The sequence below is a fragment of the Pseudomonas sp. LBUM1651 genome, assembly GCF_059716135.1.
Genome location: NZ_CP166805.1, coordinates 1,875,760 through 1,894,824, shown reverse-complemented (window position 1 = coordinate 1,894,824; position 19,065 = coordinate 1,875,760). Strand labels below are relative to the sequence as shown.

17 protein-coding genes are annotated in these 19,065 nt (G+C 57.8%); 3 read left to right on the top strand and 14 right to left on the bottom strand.

Annotated elements, in window-relative coordinates; all coding sequences use genetic code 11:
* Window positions 1-26: 26 nt before the first annotated feature.
* The 6 genes from ACA066_RS08755 to kdpF all read right to left on the bottom strand — a co-directional run bounded on the left by ACA066_RS08755 (window position 27) and on the right by kdpF (window position 8,148).
* On the bottom strand, window positions 27-725 hold the full coding sequence (locus ACA066_RS08755; RefSeq protein ID WP_461954280.1) for a response regulator: 699 nt from the start codon (window positions 723-725) through the stop codon (window positions 27-29).
* Window positions 726-774: 49 nt separating this feature from the next.
* On the bottom strand, window positions 775-3,426 hold the full coding sequence (locus ACA066_RS08750) for a DUF4118 domain-containing protein (protein ID WP_497698892.1): 2,652 nt from the start codon (window positions 3,424-3,426) through the stop codon (window positions 775-777).
* A 132-nt stretch (window positions 3,427-3,558) separates the two neighbouring features.
* A complete protein-coding gene (gene kdpC, locus ACA066_RS08745; RefSeq protein ID WP_497698891.1) occupies window positions 3,559-4,104 on the bottom strand; it encodes a potassium-transporting ATPase subunit KdpC in 546 nt (181 codons plus the stop codon).
* 183 nt (window positions 4,105-4,287) lie between these two features.
* Window positions 4,288-6,345, bottom strand: a complete 2,058-nt coding sequence (gene kdpB / locus ACA066_RS08740) for a potassium-transporting ATPase subunit KdpB (protein ID WP_497698890.1) — start codon at window positions 6,343-6,345, stop codon at window positions 4,288-4,290.
* Between the two features lie 10 nt (window positions 6,346-6,355).
* Window positions 6,356-8,050 carry a potassium-transporting ATPase subunit KdpA gene (gene kdpA / locus ACA066_RS08735; protein WP_497698889.1) on the bottom strand — a complete coding sequence of 565 codons (1,695 nt, stop codon included), beginning with the start codon at window positions 8,048-8,050 and terminating at the stop codon, window positions 6,356-6,358.
* Between the two features lie 8 nt (window positions 8,051-8,058).
* On the bottom strand, window positions 8,059-8,148 hold the full coding sequence (gene kdpF, locus ACA066_RS08730) for a K(+)-transporting ATPase subunit F (RefSeq protein WP_007899818.1): 90 nt from the start codon (window positions 8,146-8,148) through the stop codon (window positions 8,059-8,061).
* A 395-nt stretch (window positions 8,149-8,543) separates the two neighbouring features.
* Here kdpF and eat point away from each other — a divergent pair, with 395 nt between their 5' ends.
* On the top strand, window positions 8,544-9,908 hold the full coding sequence (eat, locus tag ACA066_RS08725; RefSeq protein WP_084322389.1) for an ethanolamine permease: 1,365 nt from the start codon (window positions 8,544-8,546) through the stop codon (window positions 9,906-9,908).
* Between the two features lie 124 nt (window positions 9,909-10,032).
* Window positions 10,033-10,200: a DUF2897 family protein gene (locus tag ACA066_RS08720; RefSeq protein WP_497698888.1), complete on the top strand. Its 168-nt coding sequence runs from the start codon at window positions 10,033-10,035 to the stop codon at window positions 10,198-10,200.
* 126 nt (window positions 10,201-10,326) lie between these two features.
* Here the strand turns inward: ACA066_RS08720 and ACA066_RS08715 are convergent, their stop codons facing one another.
* Together ACA066_RS08715 and ACA066_RS08710 are read right to left on the bottom strand one after the other, a co-directional pair.
* Window positions 10,327-11,178: an urea carboxylase-associated family protein gene (locus tag ACA066_RS08715; RefSeq protein ID WP_497698887.1), complete on the bottom strand. Its 852-nt coding sequence runs from the start codon at window positions 11,176-11,178 to the stop codon at window positions 10,327-10,329.
* 15 nt (window positions 11,179-11,193) lie between these two features.
* Window positions 11,194-11,847, bottom strand: a complete 654-nt coding sequence (locus ACA066_RS08710; protein ID WP_497698886.1) for a GntR family transcriptional regulator — start codon at window positions 11,845-11,847, stop codon at window positions 11,194-11,196.
* A gap of 176 nt (window positions 11,848-12,023) precedes the next feature.
* Here ACA066_RS08710 and ACA066_RS08705 point away from each other — a divergent pair, with 176 nt between their 5' ends.
* The gene (locus ACA066_RS08705; protein WP_497698885.1) at window positions 12,024-12,581 is read left to right on the top strand and encodes a TetR/AcrR family transcriptional regulator; all 558 of its coding nucleotides are present in this window, start codon (window positions 12,024-12,026) and stop codon (window positions 12,579-12,581) included.
* On the opposite strand, the gene fabF is transcribed toward ACA066_RS08705, so the two are convergent.
* The 6 genes from fabF to ACA066_RS08675 form a co-directional block, all read right to left on the bottom strand.
* Window positions 12,578-13,852 (bottom strand): beta-ketoacyl-ACP synthase II, encoded by a 1,275-nt coding sequence (gene fabF, locus ACA066_RS08700; RefSeq protein ID WP_497698884.1) that lies wholly within the window; start codon window positions 13,850-13,852, stop codon window positions 12,578-12,580. The genes ACA066_RS08705 and fabF overlap by 4 nt on opposite strands.
* 32 nt (window positions 13,853-13,884) lie before the next feature.
* On the bottom strand, window positions 13,885-14,679 hold the full coding sequence (locus ACA066_RS08695) for an SDR family NAD(P)-dependent oxidoreductase (protein WP_497698883.1): 795 nt from the start codon (window positions 14,677-14,679) through the stop codon (window positions 13,885-13,887).
* Window positions 14,680-14,885: 206 nt separating this feature from the next.
* Window positions 14,886-15,221: a ComEA family DNA-binding protein gene (locus ACA066_RS08690; protein ID WP_497698882.1), complete on the bottom strand. Its 336-nt coding sequence runs from the start codon at window positions 15,219-15,221 to the stop codon at window positions 14,886-14,888.
* A gap of 152 nt (window positions 15,222-15,373) precedes the next feature.
* Entirely contained in the window at window positions 15,374-15,943 is a 570-nt protein-coding gene (locus ACA066_RS08685) for a sugar transferase (protein ID WP_497698881.1), read from the bottom strand.
* 26 nt (window positions 15,944-15,969) lie between these two features.
* Window positions 15,970-17,199 (bottom strand): glycosyltransferase family 4 protein, encoded by a 1,230-nt coding sequence (locus ACA066_RS08680; RefSeq protein WP_497698880.1) that lies wholly within the window; start codon window positions 17,197-17,199, stop codon window positions 15,970-15,972.
* A gap of 19 nt (window positions 17,200-17,218) precedes the next feature.
* Window positions 17,219-19,042 (bottom strand): hypothetical protein, encoded by a 1,824-nt coding sequence (locus tag ACA066_RS08675; protein ID WP_497698879.1) that lies wholly within the window; start codon window positions 19,040-19,042, stop codon window positions 17,219-17,221.
* Between the last annotated feature and the right edge of the window lie 23 nt (window positions 19,043-19,065).

Below are 19,065 nucleotides of genomic sequence, written 5' to 3'. Positions count from 1 at the left end.
AAAGCGTCAGCTCAGCCAACCCGGAACTAAAGACCACCCTCACTCAACAACCGATACCCAACCCCCGCCTCGGTCACGATAAACCGCGGCTGCGTCGGATCATCCGCCAGCTTCTGCCGCAAATGCCCCACCACAATCCGCAAGTAATGACTGTCTTCGGTATGGGTCGGCCCCCAGATGTCCTTGAGCAATTGCTGCTGGGTGATCACCCGCCCCGGATGCCGCGCCAATTGCGCCAGCACCGCGTACTCCTTGCGGGTCAACGCCACTTCGACGCCGTCGAGCAGCACCCGGCGATAGGCAAGGTCAACGGTCAGCGGACCAAACGTCAACGCCGCCTGCTGCGCCTCGCCCACCGGCGCCTGACGCAACAAGGCACGCACCCGCGCCAGAAATTCCTGAATGCCGAACGGCTTGGTCACGTAGTCATTCGCACCGCCATCCAGCGCTTCGACTTTCTGCCCTTCGCCGGCACGCACCGACAGGACCAGCACCGGCACCGTCGACCATTCACGAAACTCGCGCAGCACTTGCTGGCCGTCCATGTCCGGCAGCCCGAGGTCGAGCACCAGCAGGTCCGGTTTGTTCAATGCGGCCTGTGCCAATCCCTCCGTGCCGGTGCCAGCCTCCAGCACCTTATAACCTTGGGAAGCGAGGCTGATGCGCAGGAATTTACGGATTTGCGGTTCGTCGTCGATGACCAAAATGGTCGCGGTCTGGCTCATGGTTTCTGATCGCAGCATGGAGAGATCCAAAGGGTATCAGGCTTCACTGTCAGCGTTCACTTTCAAACGCAGGCTGTTCCTGCAATGGCAGGTGAAGTGTGATGCAAGTGCCACGCCCTTCAATACCGTCGCCGACGCTGATTCGCCCGCCGTGTGCACCGACCATGCCCTGACAGATCGCCAGCCCCAGCCCGGTGCCCTGCCCGCCACGATCACCGCGCGCGGCGGTGTAGAACATGTCGAAAATCTTCGCCCGCTCATCGATGGGAATCCCCGGTCCTTCATCGCTCACCGAGAAGAACAGCTCGTTTTCATCCGCTCCGGCGCGCAATTGCAAACGCCCATGAACCGGTGAGAACCGCGCGGCGTTCTCCAGCACGTTGACCAGCGCCTGTTCGATCAGCGCAGCGTGAACGTAAAGCAGCGGCAGCTCCGCAGGCACGTCGGTGCTGACCTGCAACGGCGCCAGCACCGCGCGCAGGCGATTGAGCGAACTGCCCACGATGTCGGCCGGCGACACCCAGTCCCGCGCCAGCTTCAGTGCGCCGTGACCGAGGCGGGTCATGTCCAGCAGATTCTGGATGTAGCGATCAAGGCGCTCGGCCTCATCGCGGGTACCTTCGAGCAGTTCACGGCGGTCCTCCAGCGGGATCGCCTCGCCGAGGGCCAACAGGCTGTCGATGCTGCCGCGCATGGACGTCAGCGGCGTGCGCAAATCGTGAGACACCGAAGCCAGCAAGGCGCTGCGCAGTTGCTCGGTTTCGCCGTGCAGTCGCGCGGCTTCCAGGTCTTCGGCCAGTTGCGCACGGGCCAGCGCCTGGGCCAGCGGCTGGCTCAACGCGGTCAACAAGCGCCGACGCTGTCCGCTCAAGGTCTGGCCTTCTTTGGCACACACGCCGAGCAACGCCAGCGGCCCGTCTTCCAGCGAAAGCGGCCACCACCACCAACGCCCGAACGGCAGCGTTCCGGTGCCCGCCCCTGCCGGTTGATCGTGTTGCCAGGCCCAGCTGGCGGCGGCGCGTTCGGCCTCGGAAAATTCCAGCGGGCCACCGGTTTCGACTTTCCAGCCACCCTGGCCGTCGCGGTTCAGCAGGCACAGTTGCAGATCGCTCCAGCCGCCGAGGTGCTGGGCCCCAGCGTTGACCACGGCTTGGCGGTCGGTGGCAGCGGTGAGTTTGCGCGACAGGTCGAGCAGTTCGGTGGTCTCTTCCTGGGTATCGCGCAGCGCCTGCAATTGCCTGCGCTGGCGGGCCGCGAGGTTGCCGGTGAGTGCCGCCATCAGCAGGAAAAACAGCAAGGTCAGCACGTCTTCTTCGCGCTGGATGCGGAAGGAGAAAGTCGGCGGGATGAACAGAAAGTCGTAGGTCAGAAACGACAGCGCGGCACAGGCCAGCGCCGGGCCGAGGCTGCTGCGCACCGCCACCAGCAACACGGCGGCGAGGAACACCAGCGAAATATTCGGCAGCGGCAAGACACTCGCCACCGCCCAGGCCACGGCACTGGCGATCACGGTCGCGACCAGTGCCAGTGCATAGTCGAACCACACCAGCGACTGTACCGAGCGTTGTCGTGGCTGGTCCTGTTCGTGATCGCTGTCGATGACGTTGATTTCCAGCCCGCGCGCATGGCGCAACAAACGCGCCGCCAAGCCGCCACCAAACAGCCGACGGCGCAATCGCTGCCGGGACTGGCCGACCAACACCAGACTGGCGCGGCGTTCGGCGGCATGCTGAATCAGGGTTTTCGCCACTTCACCGGCGCGCAGCAACACCACTTCGCCGCCGAGGCGTTCGGCCAGCTGCTGGGCACTTTGCAGGCGCAAACGCGATTGCTCGTCGCGCACGCTGCCATTGTCCACGTGCACCAAACTCCAAGGTAAATGCCGACGCTGGGCAACGCGGCTGGCGTGACGCACCAGACGTTCGGCCTGAGCATCGCCATCGACGCCGACCAGCAACCGACCGCGCACGGCGGGTGCGGCCTGACCGAGTTGACGATAACCCTGGGCCAGATCGTTATCGACCTGAGCAGCAGCGGTTTGCATCGCCAGCTCACGCAGGGCGGTAAGGTTTGTCTGGGAGAAGTACGCATCGATGGCAGCCCGCGCCTGCTCTGGCACATAGACCTTGCCGTCACGCAGACGCTCAAGCAGCTCGCGTGGGGGCAAGTCGACCAACATCAATTCGTAGGCTTCTTGCAGTACCCAGTCCGGCAGGGTTTCGCGGACCTGCACACCAGTGATACCGCGCACCTGATCATTAAGGCTCTCAAGGTGCTGGACATTGACCGTGGTGTACACATCAATGCCGGCGGCGAGCAGTTCCTGGATGTCTTGCCAACGTTTGGCGTGACGACTGCCTGGTGCGTTGGTGTGGGCCAGTTCGTCCACCAGCACCAGCTTCGGCTTGGCGGCGAGTACGCCGTCGAGGTCCATTTCTTCGAGGATCACGCCACGGTATTCCGAGCGCACCAGGGGTTGCTGCGGCAAGCCGCCGAGCAGCGCCTCGGTCTCGGTGCGGCCATGGGTCTCGACCACACCGGCGATGAGCTTCACGCCTTGACGCAGTTGGGTGTGGGCAGCTTGCAGCATGGCGTAGGTCTTGCCGACACCGGGTGCGGCGCCGAGGAAAACCTTGAGCCGGCCACGGCCGTCGCGGGGCAGGTCTGCTAACAGCGCGTCGGCGCGGCCGGAGTCACTCATGCTTGAAGCTCTCTTTTTTTCAGAGGTTGATGTGGTGATTGTTCTGTCGCCATCGCTAGCAGGCTAGCTCCCACAGGGGAATGCTGACTTCTTGTGGGAGCTAGCCTGCTAGCGATTGACGGCGCCACCGATCTACAGTTTTTCCAGCGCCATATTCAGCGCCAGCACATTCACCACCGGCGGCCCCACCAGCGGCTGCTCGATGTGCGCATCCAACAGGTTCTGGAGGGTCGCCACCGGCAGATTCCGCGCCGCCGCAACTCGCGCCAGTTGATAGGCAATTGCTGCCGGAGGCAAGTGTGGATCGAGGCCGCTGCTAGAAGTGGTCACCAGCGCCAATGGTACCGGACCTTGCCCCGGCACCAGCAGTTTGTTGGCATCGTCGATCACCCGAGTGGCCAAGGCCGGGTTGCTTGGCGAGAGGTTACTGGCGCTGCTCGATACCGTGGCGAAAGCACCAGCGGATGGCCGTGGATGGAACCAGGCATCACCGGTGAAATCCTGGGCAATCAGCGAGGAGCCGCGGACCTTGCCATCGGCATCGTGTACGAGGCTGCCGTTGGCTTGATCAGGGAATGCAACCTGGGCGACACCGGTGACCACCAAGGGGTAGGCGACGCCGGTGATCAGGGTCATCAAGACCAGCAGACTCAGGGCCGGACGTATCATTGTGGACATTTCAAAATCCTCGAATTCAGAAAACAAGTGCAGCGTTCAGTCAGATGGACCGTGTCGTGTTCTTCGCGAGCAAGCTTTGCTCCTACGGATTGGTGTCGTTCACACGTTTTGCGAACACATCAAACCCTGTAGGAGCGAGGCTTGCCCGCGAAGGCGGCATGTTTGACACACCGCCAAACCGGATCAAACCAGATGCAACGCCGTCAACAGCATGTCGATCGCCTTGATGCCCACGAACGGCACCAGAATCCCGCCCAATCCATAGATCAGCAGATTGCGACGCAGCAACGCCGCTGCACTCGCCGCCTGCACCCGCACGCCGCGCAAGGCCAGTGGAATCAGCACCACAATGATCAAGGCGTTGAACACGATCGCCGAGAGAATCGCGCTCTGCGGACTGCTCAGCTTCATCACGTTTAGCACGCCCAACTGCGGGTAGATCGAGGCGAACAGCGCTGGCAGGATCGCGAAGTATTTGGCCACGTCGTTGGCGATGGAAAAGGTCGTCAGCGCACCGCGGGTCACCAGCAGTTCCTTGCCGATCTGCACCACGTCCAGCAACTTGGTCGGATCGCTGTCGAGGTCGACCATGTTCGCCGCCTCGCGTGCTGCTTGCGTACCATCGTTCATCGCCATGCCGACGTCGGCCTGGGCCAATGCAGGGGCGTCGTTGGCCCCGTCGCCGCACATGGCAACCAGACGACCGTCGTTCTGCTCGTGACGAATACGCGCCAGTTTTTTCTCCGGGGTGGCTTCGGCCAGCACGTCATCGACGCCGGCTTCAGCAGCAATGGCTGCAGCGGTCAGCGGGTTGTCACCGGTCACCATGACGGTGCGGATGCCCAGCTTGCGCAGCTCGGCGAAACGCTCACGAATGCCCGGCTTGACTACGTCCTTGAGGTGGATCGCACCGAGCAATTTGCCGTCGACGCAGACCAGCAACGGCGTGCCGCCGCTCTGGGCAATCTTGTCGATTTCCCGGGACAGGGACGGTGCCAGATCAGCACGTTTCAGGCCGACGAAGGCCAGCAACGAATCCACCGCGCCTTTGCGATACACGCGCCCTTGGTAGTCGACACCGGACAGGCGAGTCTCGGCACTGAACGGCACGGCGGTCAGCAGTTCGGAGCTCGGCTCAGGCTGCGGATGCAGACCACGCAGGTACTCGACGATGGATTTGCCTTCAGCGGTGTCATCGGCCAGCGAGGCGAACAACGCCCCTTCGGCCAGTTCCTTGGCAGTGACGCCAGGTGCCGCGTAAACCGCTGTGCAACGACGGTTACCAAAGGTGATGGTGCCGGTCTTGTCCAGCAGCAGGACGTGCACGTCCCCCGCCGCTTCCACGGCACGACCGGACTTGGCGATCACGTTCAGGCGCACCAGACGGTCCATCCCGGCGATACCGATGGCGGACAGCAAACCGCCAATGGTGGTCGGAATCAGCGTGACCAGCAGCGCGACCAGGAACACCAGCGGCAGGCTGCCGTTGGCGAAGTGGGCGAACGGTTGCAGGGTGACGACCACCAGCAGGAAGATCAGGGTCAGGCCGATCAGCAGGATGTCGAGCGCCACTTCGTTCGGGGTTTTCTGGCGTTTGGCGCCTTCGACCAGCGCGATCATGCGGTCCAGTGTCGACTCACCGGGGTTGGCGGTGATGCGCACCAGCAGCCAGTCGGAGACCAGGCGAGTGTTGCCGGTGACGGCCGAACGGTCGCCACCGGATTCGCGGATCACCGGTGCGGATTCACCGGTAATCGCCGCTTCGTTGACCGCCGCGATGCCTTCGATCACCTCGCCGTCACCGGGGATCATTTCCCCGGCTTCGACACGCACCACATCGCCCTTGCGCAGGCTGGTTGCCGGCACCACTTGAAAAGCGCCGTTGCTGTTTTTTCGGCGAGCGCTCAAGCCTTCGCTGCCAGCCTTGAGGCTGTCGGCGCGGGCCTTGCCGCGACCTTCGGCCAAGGCTTCGGCGAAGTTGGCGAAGAGCACGGTGAACCACAGCCACAGCGCGATTTGCGCAGCGACAAACGTTGGCACGGCGCTGTCGGGAATGAAGCACAGCACGGTGGTCAGGACGGCGGTCAGTTCGACCACCAGCATCACCGGCGCACGCTGCAATTGCCGTGGGTCGAGCTTGACGAAGGCTTGCACCAGCGCCGGACGCCACAGGGCCGAGATCGCGGTTTTCGGTTGTTCCGGTGCTTTCACGGCGGCCGGTTTAACTACGGGCATATTCATCAAATAGTCCTCAGAAGCCCATGCTCAAGTGTTCAGCGATAGGACCCAGTGCCAACGCCGGCAGGAAGGTCAGGCCACCCACCAGCAGAATGGTCACGGTCAACAAGGTCACGAACAGCGGGCCATGGGTCGGGAAGCTGTTCTGGCCAATCGGTGCGGTTTTCTTCATCGCCAGGCTGCCGGCCAGGGCCAGTACCGGGAGGATGTAACCGAAGCGACCGATCAACATGCCAAGGCCGAGCATCAGGTTGTGGAACGCGGTGTTGGAACTGAAGCCACCGAATGCAGAACCGTTGTTGGCGCTGGCCGAGGTGTAGTTGTAGAGCAATTGGCTGAAACCATGGGCGCCGGGGTTACTCACCGAGGCCACCGGACCCGGCAGGCTCGCGGCAATCGCGCCAAGCACCAACACGCCGACCGGCATCACCAGCAAGGTCACCACCAGCAGTTGCACTTCCTTGGCTTGCAGTTTCTTGCCGAGGTATTCCGGAGTACGGCCGATCATCAGGCCGGCGAGGAACACCGCGATCAGCACGTTGAGCAACATGCCGTAGAGCCCGGCGCCGACGCCGCCGAAGATCACTTCGCCGACCATCATGTTGACCATCCCCACCATGCCGCTGAGCGGGTTGAGGCTGTCGTGCATGCCGTTGACCGAACCGTTGGACGCGGCGGTGGTAGCCACCGACCACAGCACCGTGGCGGTGGTGCCGAAGCGTGCTTCCTTGCCTTCCAGCGGCGCGGTCTGTTCGACGGCGACGTTGTTCAGGGCAGGGTTCGGCTGGTATTCAGCCCACAGCGAGGTGGCGCCGCCGATCAGGAACAGCGCGAACATGCAGGCCACAATCGCCCGGCTCTGACGCAGATCCTTCACGTAGTGGCCGAAGGTGAATACCAGCGCGACCGGGATCAGGATGATCGAAACCAACTCGAACAAGTTTGTCCACGCCGTCGGGTTCTCGAACGGGTGCGCCGAGTTGACGCCGAAGAAGCCACCGCCGTTGGTGCCCAGTTGCTTGATCGCAATCTGGCTGGCGGCCGGGCCGAGCGGGATCACTTGATCGACGCCCTGCATGGTCACAGTATTCACATACTGCGCGAAGGTTTGCGGCACGCCCTGCCAGACCAGGTACAGCGCCAGCAGCAGGCACAGAGGTAGCAGGCCGTAGAGAGTGGCGCGAGTCATGTCGACCCAGAAGTTGCCGAGGGTCTTGGTCGATTTGCGACCGATACCGCGACACAGCGCAACCAGCACAGCGAGGCCGGTGGCGGCGCTGACGAAGTTCTGCACGGTAAGGCCGACCATCTGACTCAGATAGCTCAGGGACGCTTCACCGCTGTAGGCCTGCCAGTTGGTGTTGGTCATGAAACTGATGGCGGTATTGAACGCCAGTGTCCATTCCTGACCCGGCAGGTTTTGCGGGTTGAGCGGCAAGTGGTCCTGGAACAACAGGATCGCGAACAACAGCAAAAAGCCCGCGAGGTTGAAGGCGAGCAACGCCAGGGTGTATTTCTGCCAGCTCTGTTCGGACTGCGGATCAACGCCGGCCACCCGATAACAGCCACGCTCCACAGGTCCCAGGATCGGTGTCAGCCAGGTACGCTGACCTTCCATTACCTTGTAGTAGAAGCGTCCGAGAAACGGCGCCGGGACCAATACCAACGCAAAAAATGCGAGGATCAGCCAATAGTCATAACTGTGCATAGTCCCTCCTAGTTCCGATCCGCGCGCAACAGCGCAACCAACAGATAAATGAACAGCCCCACTGCCAACAGCAGTGACACCCCGTCCAGAACGCTCATGGAAGTTCTCCGTGTTACGGCGTATTGCCGCGTGTGGAGTCATTGTCGGAAGGAAGGCTGTAAAGGAGCGAGGTCGAGGGGTGTGGCGGGGCATAAAGAAAGCGTAAAGAGTGGGTTTATGGCTTTGTTACAGCGGTGTCGGGGCGGGCCCCTTCGCGGGCAAGCCTCGCTCCTACGGTTTCGAATGCACCGATATCCCTTGTAGGAGCGAGGCTTGCCCGCGAAGACGGCATACCAGGCACCAACGCCCCCAACTGATGCACAAAACCCCGACAACCAGCAGCAAACATCCCCGATACGACGTTTTTTTACGCTTTACGACTGCCATCACAACACTGGCACGCCCACTGCACACGCCCTCCCCCGAGCTTTCCAAACCGTTCAGGGAGCAAACGATGAACACACAACTCAAACCCACGCTGGGCACGCTGCACCTGTGGGGCATTGCGGTCGGACTGGTGATTTCCGGTGAGTATTTCGGCTGGAGTTACGGCTGGGGCGTGGCGGGGACACTTGGATTTCTGGTGACCTCCTTCATGGTCGCCACCATGTACACCTGCTTCATCTTCAGTTTCACCGAGCTGACCACCGCCATTCCCCACGCGGGCGGTCCCTTTGCCTACAGTCGCCGCGCCTTTGGCGAGAAAGGCGGATTGATCGCCGGATTGGCGACGCTGATCGAATTCGTTTTCGCTCCACCGGCTATCGCGCTGGCCATCGGCGCGTATCTGAACGTGCAGTTCCCGGCACTTGACCCGAAGCACGCGGCGGTCGGCGCCTACATTGTGTTCATGGGCCTGAACATCCTCGGCGTGAAACTGGCGGCGACGTTCGAGCTGGTGGTCTGCGTCCTGGCAGTCGCCGAGTTGCTGGTGTTCATGGGCGTGGTGGCGCCGGCGTTCAGTTTCAGCAACTTTGCGCTCAATGGTTGGGCCGGCTCGGACGTGTTCGGCGCACCGGCGATTGCCGGAATGTTTGCGGCGATTCCATTCGCGATCTGGTTCTTCCTGGCCATCGAAGGTGCGGCCATGGCCGCCGAAGAAGCCAAGGACCCGAAACGCACGATTCCGAAGGCGTACATCAGCGGCATTCTGACCCTGGTGCTATTGGCCATGGGCGTGATGTTCTTTGCGGGCGGCGTCGGCGACTGGCGCACCCTGTCGAACATCAACGACCCGCTGCCACAAGCGATGAAAACCGTGGTCGGCGAAAGCTCCGGCTGGTTGCACATGCTGGTGTGGATCGGCCTGTTCGGCCTGGTGGCGAGTTTCCACGGGATCATCCTTGGCTACTCGCGGCAGTTCTTCGCCCTCGCCCGTGCCGGTTATCTGCCGGCGTCGCTGGCCAAACTCTCGCGCTTCCAGACGCCACACCGGGCGATCATTGCCGGCGGTGTGATCGGTATCGCCGCGATTTACAGCGATGGCCTGATCAACCTGGGCGGCATGACGCTGACGGCGGCGATGATCACCATGGCGGTGTTCGGCGCGATCGTGATGTACATCATGAGCATGCTCAGTCTGTTCAAACTGCGTAAAACCGAACCGAACCTGGAGCGTACATTCCGCGCGCCGTGCTACCCGTTGGTACCGTTCATTGCATTGGTGCTGGCGGTGGTGTGCCTGGTGGCAATGGCGTGGTTCAACACCTTGATCGGGTTGATCTTCCTCGGCTTCATGGCAGCGGGTTTCGTGTACTTCATGCTGACTGCTCAACTGCGTGCCGATGCGCCGGCGGATGCGATGCTGACCGGGCTCTAAACAGTCACCGTGCTGCTGTCATATCAGGCATAGAATGGAACCAGTGCGAAACTGAATCGCTCAAAGTGGTATGCACGATCGGTTGGCGAAACCCGCCAACCGGCCTGCCCTCAAGGAGAGCCCTATGCCCTGGTATGCCTGGTTGATTCTGGTCGTTGCAATCGGCTCGATCGTTGGTGGTTTGATGATGTTGCGTGACACCGCCACCAAGGTCGACCTGACCGAAGAGCAACGTAAACGCGTCGCTGAACGCAACGCGGAAGCGGACGCCAAGGATGCGCAGGACCGCTGACAAATAACTGTGGCGAGGGAGCTTGCTCCCGCTGGGTCGCGTAGCGGCCCTCAAGGTCCCTCGCACATTTTTTGCGCCCGCTGCGCGGTCGAGCGGGAGCAAGCTCCCTCGCCACATACAGCGCTGTTATTTTTCCCAATCAGCCTTGGCGATGTGCAACCCATGCAGCCCTTTGTAGGCCGCACGCTCCGGCTGGCTCCAGCTTTCCAGCAACGAATCCTCCAACGTGTAAATCTCCACCCCCAACGGGCGACACACGCTCAGCGGGTCCTGCGCATCCGGCCCCCACATGGCCAGCGACAGATCGCCGCCAGGACAGGTCGACAACGCACACAACACATCAATCTCGGCAAAAAACTCCAGGTAATCGCCCTTCTGCGCCGGACAGGCTTTCATGAAGTACATGTCGTCGTGGTTGAGGCCCGTGCACTGGAAAATGTTCAGCACGTCATGCACGTCGAATTCGGTCAGGCCATGGGGCAACACGGCGCGCGTCAGGTTCGAGTGGCAGTGATGATGGAAGTCTTCGCCGGTGAGCATTTTGTTCACGTAGGGATCGCAGCGAGTGCCGAGCAAGTCGTGCAGGCGACCGCCATGTTCGTCGATGCCGTAACCGGCCAGGCTATCATCGGTGATCGTCACCAGCGGCCGTAAAAAAGGCAGGTTCGACCAGAGCCGGTCATGGGTGCTGACGTGCGCGCCCTGCAACTGCCGGGTTCGCGCCGCCCACAAGCGTTCACGCGGATCGTTGGCATTCCAGACGTTGAAATCGCCCACTTGCGGACCGACCGGCGTGGTCACGCGAAACACGTGCCCGGCCGGGACTTTCCAGGCGCGACCGGTGCGGATCGGCACTTCGAACTGCTCGATCAGCGTGCGCCCCTCCTTCGTATCCCGGATCTTTTCGTAAAAGGCTTTATCCACCTGCAAGGCCGAGCCTTTGCTGACTTGATAAGCCGCCGGATAGTCTTTGTACATGGCACGAATCCTCGATCAGTGATGGGAGTTTGGAGCAAGCATTTGCAACAGGAGCTGTTCGGAGTCGTCGAGATAAAGGCTCATGGCATCCCCGGCAGCGCGCTTGTCGCCTTCGGCGAGCAGCTCATGGATCTGCCGGTCGCGCGCCAGCCAGGGCGCCTGAAACCTCGATTCATCGGGAGCGGTGCAAAACACCAGGCGCAGTTGCGCGACGACATTGGTGAAGAACTCATCGAACAACGGACTGCGCAGCAACCCGACGATGTGTTGATGAAACGCCAGACTGTGCGTGCCGACAGCGCGCCAGTCCTCGCGCTCACGGGCCAGTTCGGTGGCTTCCAGCGCTTCCAGCATCCGGTCGGACTGATAGTCGCGCAGCGGCTGGCTCGCGCTGATGGCTTGCAATTCGAGGGTGCGACGCACGTTGAACAGGTCACGCACATCCCCGGCCCCCAGCTTGCGCACCATCACGCCTTTGTTGCGCACATAACGGGTCAGACCTTCCTGCCCCAAACGATGCAAGGCTTCGCGAATGGTGTTGCGAGAAGCGTTGTAGGCCGAGACGAGGTCGTTTTCCACCAGCGCCATGCCAGGCAGCAAACGTCCGCCAATGATGTCGGCACGCAATTCCAATGTGATGTGATCGGCCAGGGACAGTCCGCTGTTCATGCTCATCGCCTCTTGATTGTTCAACAATCGTCAGCAAATGAGTAATCACTATCCGTGCCAGGTCATTCAATGCGCTGGGGCGGTGTTGGACGCATCTGCATGCTTTTTAGAAGTAGAAGTACAGTCACCATCCCATTTTCATTGGTTAAGATGGCGCATTGTTGCGGAGATTCCAGATGCGTTACTCGCAGGACCATAAAGCCCAGACCCATCAACGCATCATCAAGGAAGCCTCAGCGCGATTTCGCCGTGACGGTATTGGCGCGACTGGCCTGCAACCTCTGATGAAAGCGCTGGGTCTGACTCACGGTGGCTTCTACTCGCATTTCAAATCCAAGGATGACCTGGTAGAAAAAGCCCTGCAGGCTGCCGGCGAACAATGCGACGTTGTCTGCGCCGAGCTGTTCGCCCAGGAACACCCACTGGAGGCGTTCATCGACACCTATTTGTCCGAATGGCACCAGACTTCGCCCGATCAAGGGTGTCCGCTGCCAACCATGTCATCGGAGCTCGGCTTGCGTGGACAGCCAAGCCCGACTTCGGATGTGGTGCTCAACGCGAGGCTCGAACAAATACGGGGGACTCTTGAAGGCGAGGACGCCGCCGACCAGAGCATCTTCATCATGTCCGCACTGGTCGGGGCGTTGCTGCTGTCACGCAGTGTCGAGAGCCCCGAACTGGCTCAGCGGATTCTCGACATCACACGCGAATTTCTCAAACAACCCCGGGATTAACCCTGCCAGCGTTTGAACAATACGCTGGCGTTGACCCCGCCAAAGCCGAAACCGTTGGACAGCGCGTATTCGATCGCCATCGGCCGCGCCTTGCCGTGAACGATATCCACACCTTGCGCTGCCGGATCCGGGTTATCGAAATTGAGGGTAGCCGGCACGATCTGATCACGGATCGCCAACAGCGTGAAGATTGCCTCGATCCCGCCCGCCGCGCCAAGCAAATGCCCGGTGGCCGACTTGGTCGACGTGACCGCTATCCTGTTGTCTGAGCCGAACAACGACTTGATCGCCGCCAGCTCCCCCAAATCCCCGACCGGTGTCGAGGTGGCGTGAGCGTTGAGATGCTGCACCTGGTCCGCAGAAACACCCGCCTGAGCCAACGCCAGTGACATCGCCCGTCGCGCACCGCTGCCATCCTCGGGGCCCGCAGTCAGGTGATAGGCGTCGGCACTGGTGCCATATCCGACCAGTTCCGCCAGCGGTTGCGCGCCACGAGCCAGGGCATGTTCCAGGGATTCGATCACCAGGAGGCCTGCGCCCTCGCCCATGACGAAGCCATCGCGATCACGATCGAAGGGCCGCGAAGCACGTTCCGGGGTGTCGTTGAAACCGCTGGACAAGGCCCGGGCAGCGGCGAATCCAGCGAGGCTGACCCGATCGATCGCCGCTTCCGCACCGCCACACACCGCAATATCCGCTTCGCCACAACGAATCAGTCGCGCCGCATCGCCAATCGCCTGAACCCCGGCCGCACACGCCGTTACCGGAGCACCCAGTGGACCTTTGAAACCATGCTGGATCGACACATGGCCCGCGGCCAGATTGACCAGAAAAGAAGGAATGGTGAATGGCGACAAACGCCGCGGGCCACGGCTGTCCGTAGTGCGCACCGCATCGGCAATCGCGCCGAAACCGCCGACGCCCGAACCGATGATGGTAGCCGTGCGCTCCTGAGCATCAGCGCTTTGCGCCTGCCAACCGGCCTGCTCGATCGCCTGACGCGCCGCTTCCATGGCGAACAATATGAACCGGTCCATCTTCTTCTGTTCTTTGGGTGGGGTGGCCCGGTCCGGGTCAAAACCCGCCTCGGCATCATCGGCCAGCGTCGGCACTGCACCGCCGACCTTGGCCGGCAGATCCGCCACGACTTCGTCTGGCAAATTGCGCAAACCGGAACGTCCGGACAACAGACGTGCCCACACCGCTTCGACACCACTACCCAGCGGCGACACCAGCCCCATGCCCGTTACAACAACTCGACGATCACTCATACCGCAATATCCTCATGCCGATTCCTGGCGCTTTATTTGTAACGCGCAGCGGCTTTGCTTTTGGAAAGGTTTGGCGCCATCACGTGTCGCGCCGCAACAAAGGCGTCCCAGTCGGCGGCATCCGGTAACGAAGGAATGGTGATCAGCTCGCCCTGGTCCAGACCCGACAGAGCCGCGTCGACCATCTCCCCTGCTTCCATGACCATGTCAGCCGGGATCTGGCTCGCGTCGATACCGGAGCGCTCCCAGATTTCGGTGCGCGTTACGCCAGGCAACACGGCTTGAACTTTGACACCGGTGCCATCCAGCTCGGCATTCAACGACTGGGTCAGACTTAACACATAGGCCTTGCTGGCGCTGTAAGTGGCGTTGAAACGCTCAGGGAACAACGCCACCACTGACGCGATGTTGATGATTGTGCCCCGGCCCGCCTTGGCAAAACTGGCAGCCGCCGCCGATGCCAGCCGCGTGACCGTCGTCACATTCAGTTGAATCAATCGCTCCAGCTGATCCAGATCGGAGTTGGCCAGCAAGCCATCCGCCGCGACACCGGCATTGTTCAGCAACAGACTGATACTCGAATCACTGCGAAGGCGCTGCTCGAGCTTGAGTACATCGTCCTTTTGCGTCAGATCTGCCTTGAGCACTTCGACCTGAACACCGTGCTCGGCGCGGAGCTTGCTCGCCGCCGCCTCCAGCCGCTCCTGATCACGAGCGACCAACAACAAATCAAAACCGCGCGCGGCCAAGCGGTCGGCGTAAATGGCGCCGATGCCAGAGGAAGCACCGGTGACGAGGGCTGTGCCTTGGGTCTGGACAGAATTCATGACAGTGCTCCTGGAAATGTGTGAGGGGAAGACAATGCCCGCGTTTCAAAACGCTTTGGCCGATAACGAATTTATTATAGGCATAATCTAATGACAATATGATAGCCGTAATTTTTTCCGTGCCGACGGGAGGCACTCAAGCGCCGCAGACGCCGAAATGCAAAAAGGCCGGTCAATGACCGGCCCCTGGCGCTGAATCTACAAGCTTAGTTCACCTCGAGCTTTTCGCGGTTCTTATCCAGGATGGCTTTGCCAATCCCCTTCACCTCGAGCAGCTCGTCTACTGAGGAAAATGGCCCATTACTCTCCCGATATGCAACAATCGCCTTGGCCTTGGCCTCCCCTACGCCAGCCAGCTCCCGCTGCAGGGTTGCCGCGTCAGCCTGGTTCACATCCACCTTGTCAGATTGAAGCTGAGGAGAAATCTCCATGACCAGAGGTGCGTTGTCAGTCCCGGACTTGACCGTCGGTGCAGCAATAGCTGCAACAGAGGTGCTGGTGAGCAGGGCAAAAACCAGAGAGTAGAAGTAACCAGTACGCATAAATGAAGCTCCATGACATCGATTGGGAAAGCAGCTTTTCCGAAGCTGCCTTCCAAACTTAGGCGATGTATGGAGCGTGTCAAAAATGGGTTCGTTACGAGATGTGAAATAATCAAGATTCAAGGCGGTGCTACAGATGCCAAGCGCGGCAATCAATCAGATTCTTTAGTACCAGTGAACTTCGACATGGTTACTTCACCTTCAGCATTAATGCCATCTCGAATTAAAACCTTTTTCACAGTCATGCAGAGGATCTTCAGATCTAGCCAGAATGTATGGTTATCCACATACCATACATCCAATTTAAACTTATCTTCCCAGCTTAATGAGTTACGCCCATTCACCTGCGCCCAACCAGTAATTCCTGGGCGAACCTCATGGCGACGAGCTTGCTCTACGCTATAGAGAGACAAATACTCGGTCAAAAGCGGACGCGGTCCAACCAGGCTCATATCGCCCTTTAATACACTCCACAACTCCGGCAATTCATCCAAGCTGCTCGCTCTAAGAAAATGGCTAAAAGGCGTCATTCGCTCGGCGTCCGGTAGTGGATTGCCGTGGTTATCAACCGCGTCGCGCATACTGCGGAACTTAATCAATTCAAATGACTTACCATGTAACCCCGGCCGGAGTTGACGGAAAACTACTGGACTGCCAAGATTTTTACGAACTTTCCACGCTACCCATACAATGACCGGAAGAAGAAAAATCAATCCGAACATGGAAAGTACGATGTCAACTAACCGCTTCAAAGACAGTCCCTCTCGAACAGCACTGACATGTAATCCTGGGCCAGCTTAGGATAATTGCGGTTCTTCAAAAGCCAGTCTCTGCCACGCAAACCAATAGTTTGACGCTCTTCTGGACTCTTTTCCTTCATCTGCAATATGCCTGCAACCAACGATTTGACATCTCCGGCAGGAACGTAAACACCACAGTCGGCTTCGTTTATCATAGAGGGATAACCACTATAAGAGGCTATGATTGGTTTACCAGCAAGCATGTAATCAATCACTTTATTGAGTGATTGCCCATAATCCCAAACCTTCGAGTCATAAACAGAAAAATAGAGCAAATCCGACCTTGTGAGCGCGGAATTTACCCTGTCTCTCGGAATTTTAGGTGCAAATACAAGATTGGGCAGGTGGCCGTATGTCTGTTGAAAATGCTGTTTAAGCGCACCATCACCAATCATCAGAAACTCTATATCGGAGTGATCGCGCATCGCTTCTGCAGCTTTAAAAAAAACATCCAAAGCGTTAGTGATGCCAATGGTGCCCGCATGTACAACTCTAAACTTTGGCGCCGAAAAATACTCGGAAATATAATCGTCATCCAATTCTTTGGCTTCGCTCAGGTGCTCTGCGCTAACGCCCATCGGAATACAATAGACTGGAAGTTCCAGTCCCGTCTCACTGCGGACATGTGCCACAAGATTAGGCATTGTACCGATGATCATATCCGATTTTCTGTAGGCCAATCGTTCTAAAAAAGACAGTCCTTTTACAAAGATATTATCTTTGCTAAAGCCACCTTCTTCCACAATAGTAAGTGGCCATATATCACGAACTTCGAAAGCCAAACGGCATTTGTATTTCCGCTTCAATAGCAACCCATTGATTATTGTCAACAAGGACAAGCTGGACACAATGACCACGTCCGGACGTGGTAGACCACTTTTGTCCAACAAGAACAGGTTCCATTCAAAATGAATCCAACTGATAATTCTCCGAATGGATTTCGCTACAGAATATTTGAGCGTTTTCAACCAAACAATTTTCACCCCATCAATCTGGTCTTTCGTTACATTCCGGTTAAGGACTGGAACATCCACCAAATTGTTGGAGTCGGATGTGATCACCAAAGTTTCGCATCCAGCTTTATTCATTTCATTGATCAAAAACCACCCTCGACCACCAGGACTCGAAGCGGTTTTTGGTGAAAAATACTTAGTTATGTACCAGACTTTCTTATTCATCTACAAATAACCGGCCGACTTAAAGTTTATATAATTTGGGGATCGAATTGACGACCCTAATAACTTTATCAAAGTCCATACCGAGAGCATCGAGATACCAACGAATATTTTGATACCTAGGCTGATTTTCATTTTTTACAAGTTCGAGCGCTCTATCACGAGTCATAACACCTTCCCTGATTTGATTACTACGGAAAGTATCGTGTTCTGAAAATCCAGCGACCGTATAGTAAATATAATTGTAGAAAGCTGCAGTGCCGTCTCCGATACGCCAGGTCGTGCTGGTATCTACAGCCGTTTCCCAGTCATACTGACCGATTAATGTATCGTCAATTGTTTGTTCATCCCAGCACCAATAATCAAAGATATGATAGTAATCTTTTTTCTCGGTAAAACTCCGATAATACTCGCCGGAGAGCGTGTCCCAGAGTGAAGAATTGAAATAGCCAGGGCTTTTAAGCATAGCTTTAAAGCGCAAGCTCTGATACTCCAGCTGCTTCTGCCAACCGTGCATGTAAACCCGCTTCTCTTCGAAATCCGGGGCAATACCCAAAAAACCCGCCTTGAAATGCGTAACTTCTAGAGGATTTACCCCCCACAGATTAAGGCCAACACCCGTCTGGCGCTTGACAGTTTCTACATGCCGGAAGAAGTGTTTATCTCCCGCTGTAAGTATACTGATCATTCCAAGGTGCGGAGACTTGAGCCAAGCCTTGAGGTTAACGGCAATGTTTTTGCGTTTTTTGTCAATATCATCGGCGATAATGATGTTTTCAACACCCAATTCCGCGCACATTCTACTGATGTTACGTCGCCCCAAATCGGTCACCATGCCCCAATCATAGGTATAGGTCACCGGATTCATACCAAGCTCTTTAACTATCAGGTGCAAACCATAACAACTGTCACGTCCTCCTGAAAAGGGGACGATACAGTCCAGAGCGCCTTTACGACGATAAGGTTCAACCAGCTTAAAGAGCTCCTCTTTAGGCTTTGGAACATTACGAAGCGTATAAGTATTACAATAATTACACACACCGCTTGAATCAAACGATATATAGGGCATCGTCTCGGGCAAAATACACTTGGTGCAACGACGCAATTCTGGAGAATGGAACTCGAGTAAATTCTCCTCAGTCTGATTATATTTGAACGGAGGAATAATATTATGGAATCGTCTATTGTCATCAGAAACAGTGATATATGAGGAAACCGGCACATCGATAAATACAGCCTGCTCCCTGACCTGTTCGATGCCACTGCAACCAATCTGTGCCAACGGGTAACTTTCGGATGAAAAGCAAACGCCGGAATTGGACTTGCCCACGTACAAACTGCCGTTATTCGAGAAAATAACGGCTTTTCCTAGTTTTGGCAGAATGATTGCGCAGGCGACGACGCCCTTGCACAGAGATAACACTTTCTCTGCCAAGCCATTCAAATTGGAATCATTATCTTCCACGTACTGCTCTGTTATGGCAGCAATAACCTCGCTGTCAATTTCAAGCGCACGTTGCGGTTTTATTTCCTGCCATACATCTGCGTCATTAACAATAATGCCATTGTGAAAAACACATATGTTTTCGCGAACTACAGGCTGATTATCTGAAAGACCATTCGTAATCAAACGACTGTGCCCAACAACCAATGTCGCATTGTTTACAGGGTTGCTTTCTAACAGTTTAACAACGTCATAATCCGCCCTGACAACTTTATACTGCGAGTTATCATAGACCAATAATCCACTGGAGTCCTTGCCCCGCTGCATCGCATGCCTGGCCAAGAACGCCAGATCTTTTTTAATAACAGCGGAAGTAGATATAAGACCGAATATGCCGCACATAGTAAGGGAACCCTGTAAATATA

Coding starts and splice junctions, on each gene's coding strand:
- ACA066_RS08755 (WP_461954280.1), bottom strand. CDS start 725: ATGAGCCAGACCGCGACCATTTTGGTCATCGACGACGAACCGCAAATC.
- ACA066_RS08750 (WP_497698892.1), bottom strand. CDS start 3,426: ATGAGTGACTCCGGCCGCGCCGACGCGCTGTTAGCAGACCTGCCCCGC.
- kdpC (WP_497698891.1), bottom strand. CDS start 4,104: ATGTCCACAATGATACGTCCGGCCCTGAGTCTGCTGGTCTTGATGACC.
- kdpB (WP_497698890.1), bottom strand. CDS start 6,345: ATGAATATGCCCGTAGTTAAACCGGCCGCCGTGAAAGCACCGGAACAA.
- kdpA (WP_497698889.1), bottom strand. CDS start 8,050: ATGCACAGTTATGACTATTGGCTGATCCTCGCATTTTTTGCGTTGGTA.
- kdpF (WP_007899818.1), bottom strand. CDS start 8,148: ATGAGCGTTCTGGACGGGGTGTCACTGCTGTTGGCAGTGGGGCTGTTC.
- eat (WP_084322389.1), top strand. CDS start 8,544: ATGAACACACAACTCAAACCCACGCTGGGCACGCTGCACCTGTGGGGC.
- ACA066_RS08720 (WP_497698888.1), top strand. CDS start 10,033: ATGCCCTGGTATGCCTGGTTGATTCTGGTCGTTGCAATCGGCTCGATC.
- ACA066_RS08715 (WP_497698887.1), bottom strand. CDS start 11,178: ATGTACAAAGACTATCCGGCGGCTTATCAAGTCAGCAAAGGCTCGGCC.
- ACA066_RS08710 (WP_497698886.1), bottom strand. CDS start 11,847: ATGAACAGCGGACTGTCCCTGGCCGATCACATCACATTGGAATTGCGT.
- ACA066_RS08705 (WP_497698885.1), top strand. CDS start 12,024: ATGCGTTACTCGCAGGACCATAAAGCCCAGACCCATCAACGCATCATC.
- fabF (WP_497698884.1), bottom strand. CDS start 13,852: ATGAGTGATCGTCGAGTTGTTGTAACGGGCATGGGGCTGGTGTCGCCG.
- ACA066_RS08695 (WP_497698883.1), bottom strand. CDS start 14,679: ATGAATTCTGTCCAGACCCAAGGCACAGCCCTCGTCACCGGTGCTTCC.
- ACA066_RS08690 (WP_497698882.1), bottom strand. CDS start 15,221: ATGCGTACTGGTTACTTCTACTCTCTGGTTTTTGCCCTGCTCACCAGC.
- ACA066_RS08685 (WP_497698881.1), bottom strand. CDS start 15,943: ATGTTCGGATTGATTTTTCTTCTTCCGGTCATTGTATGGGTAGCGTGG.
- ACA066_RS08680 (WP_497698880.1), bottom strand. CDS start 17,199: ATGAATAAGAAAGTCTGGTACATAACTAAGTATTTTTCACCAAAAACC.
- ACA066_RS08675 (WP_497698879.1), bottom strand. CDS start 19,042: ATGTGCGGCATATTCGGTCTTATATCTACTTCCGCTGTTATTAAAAAA.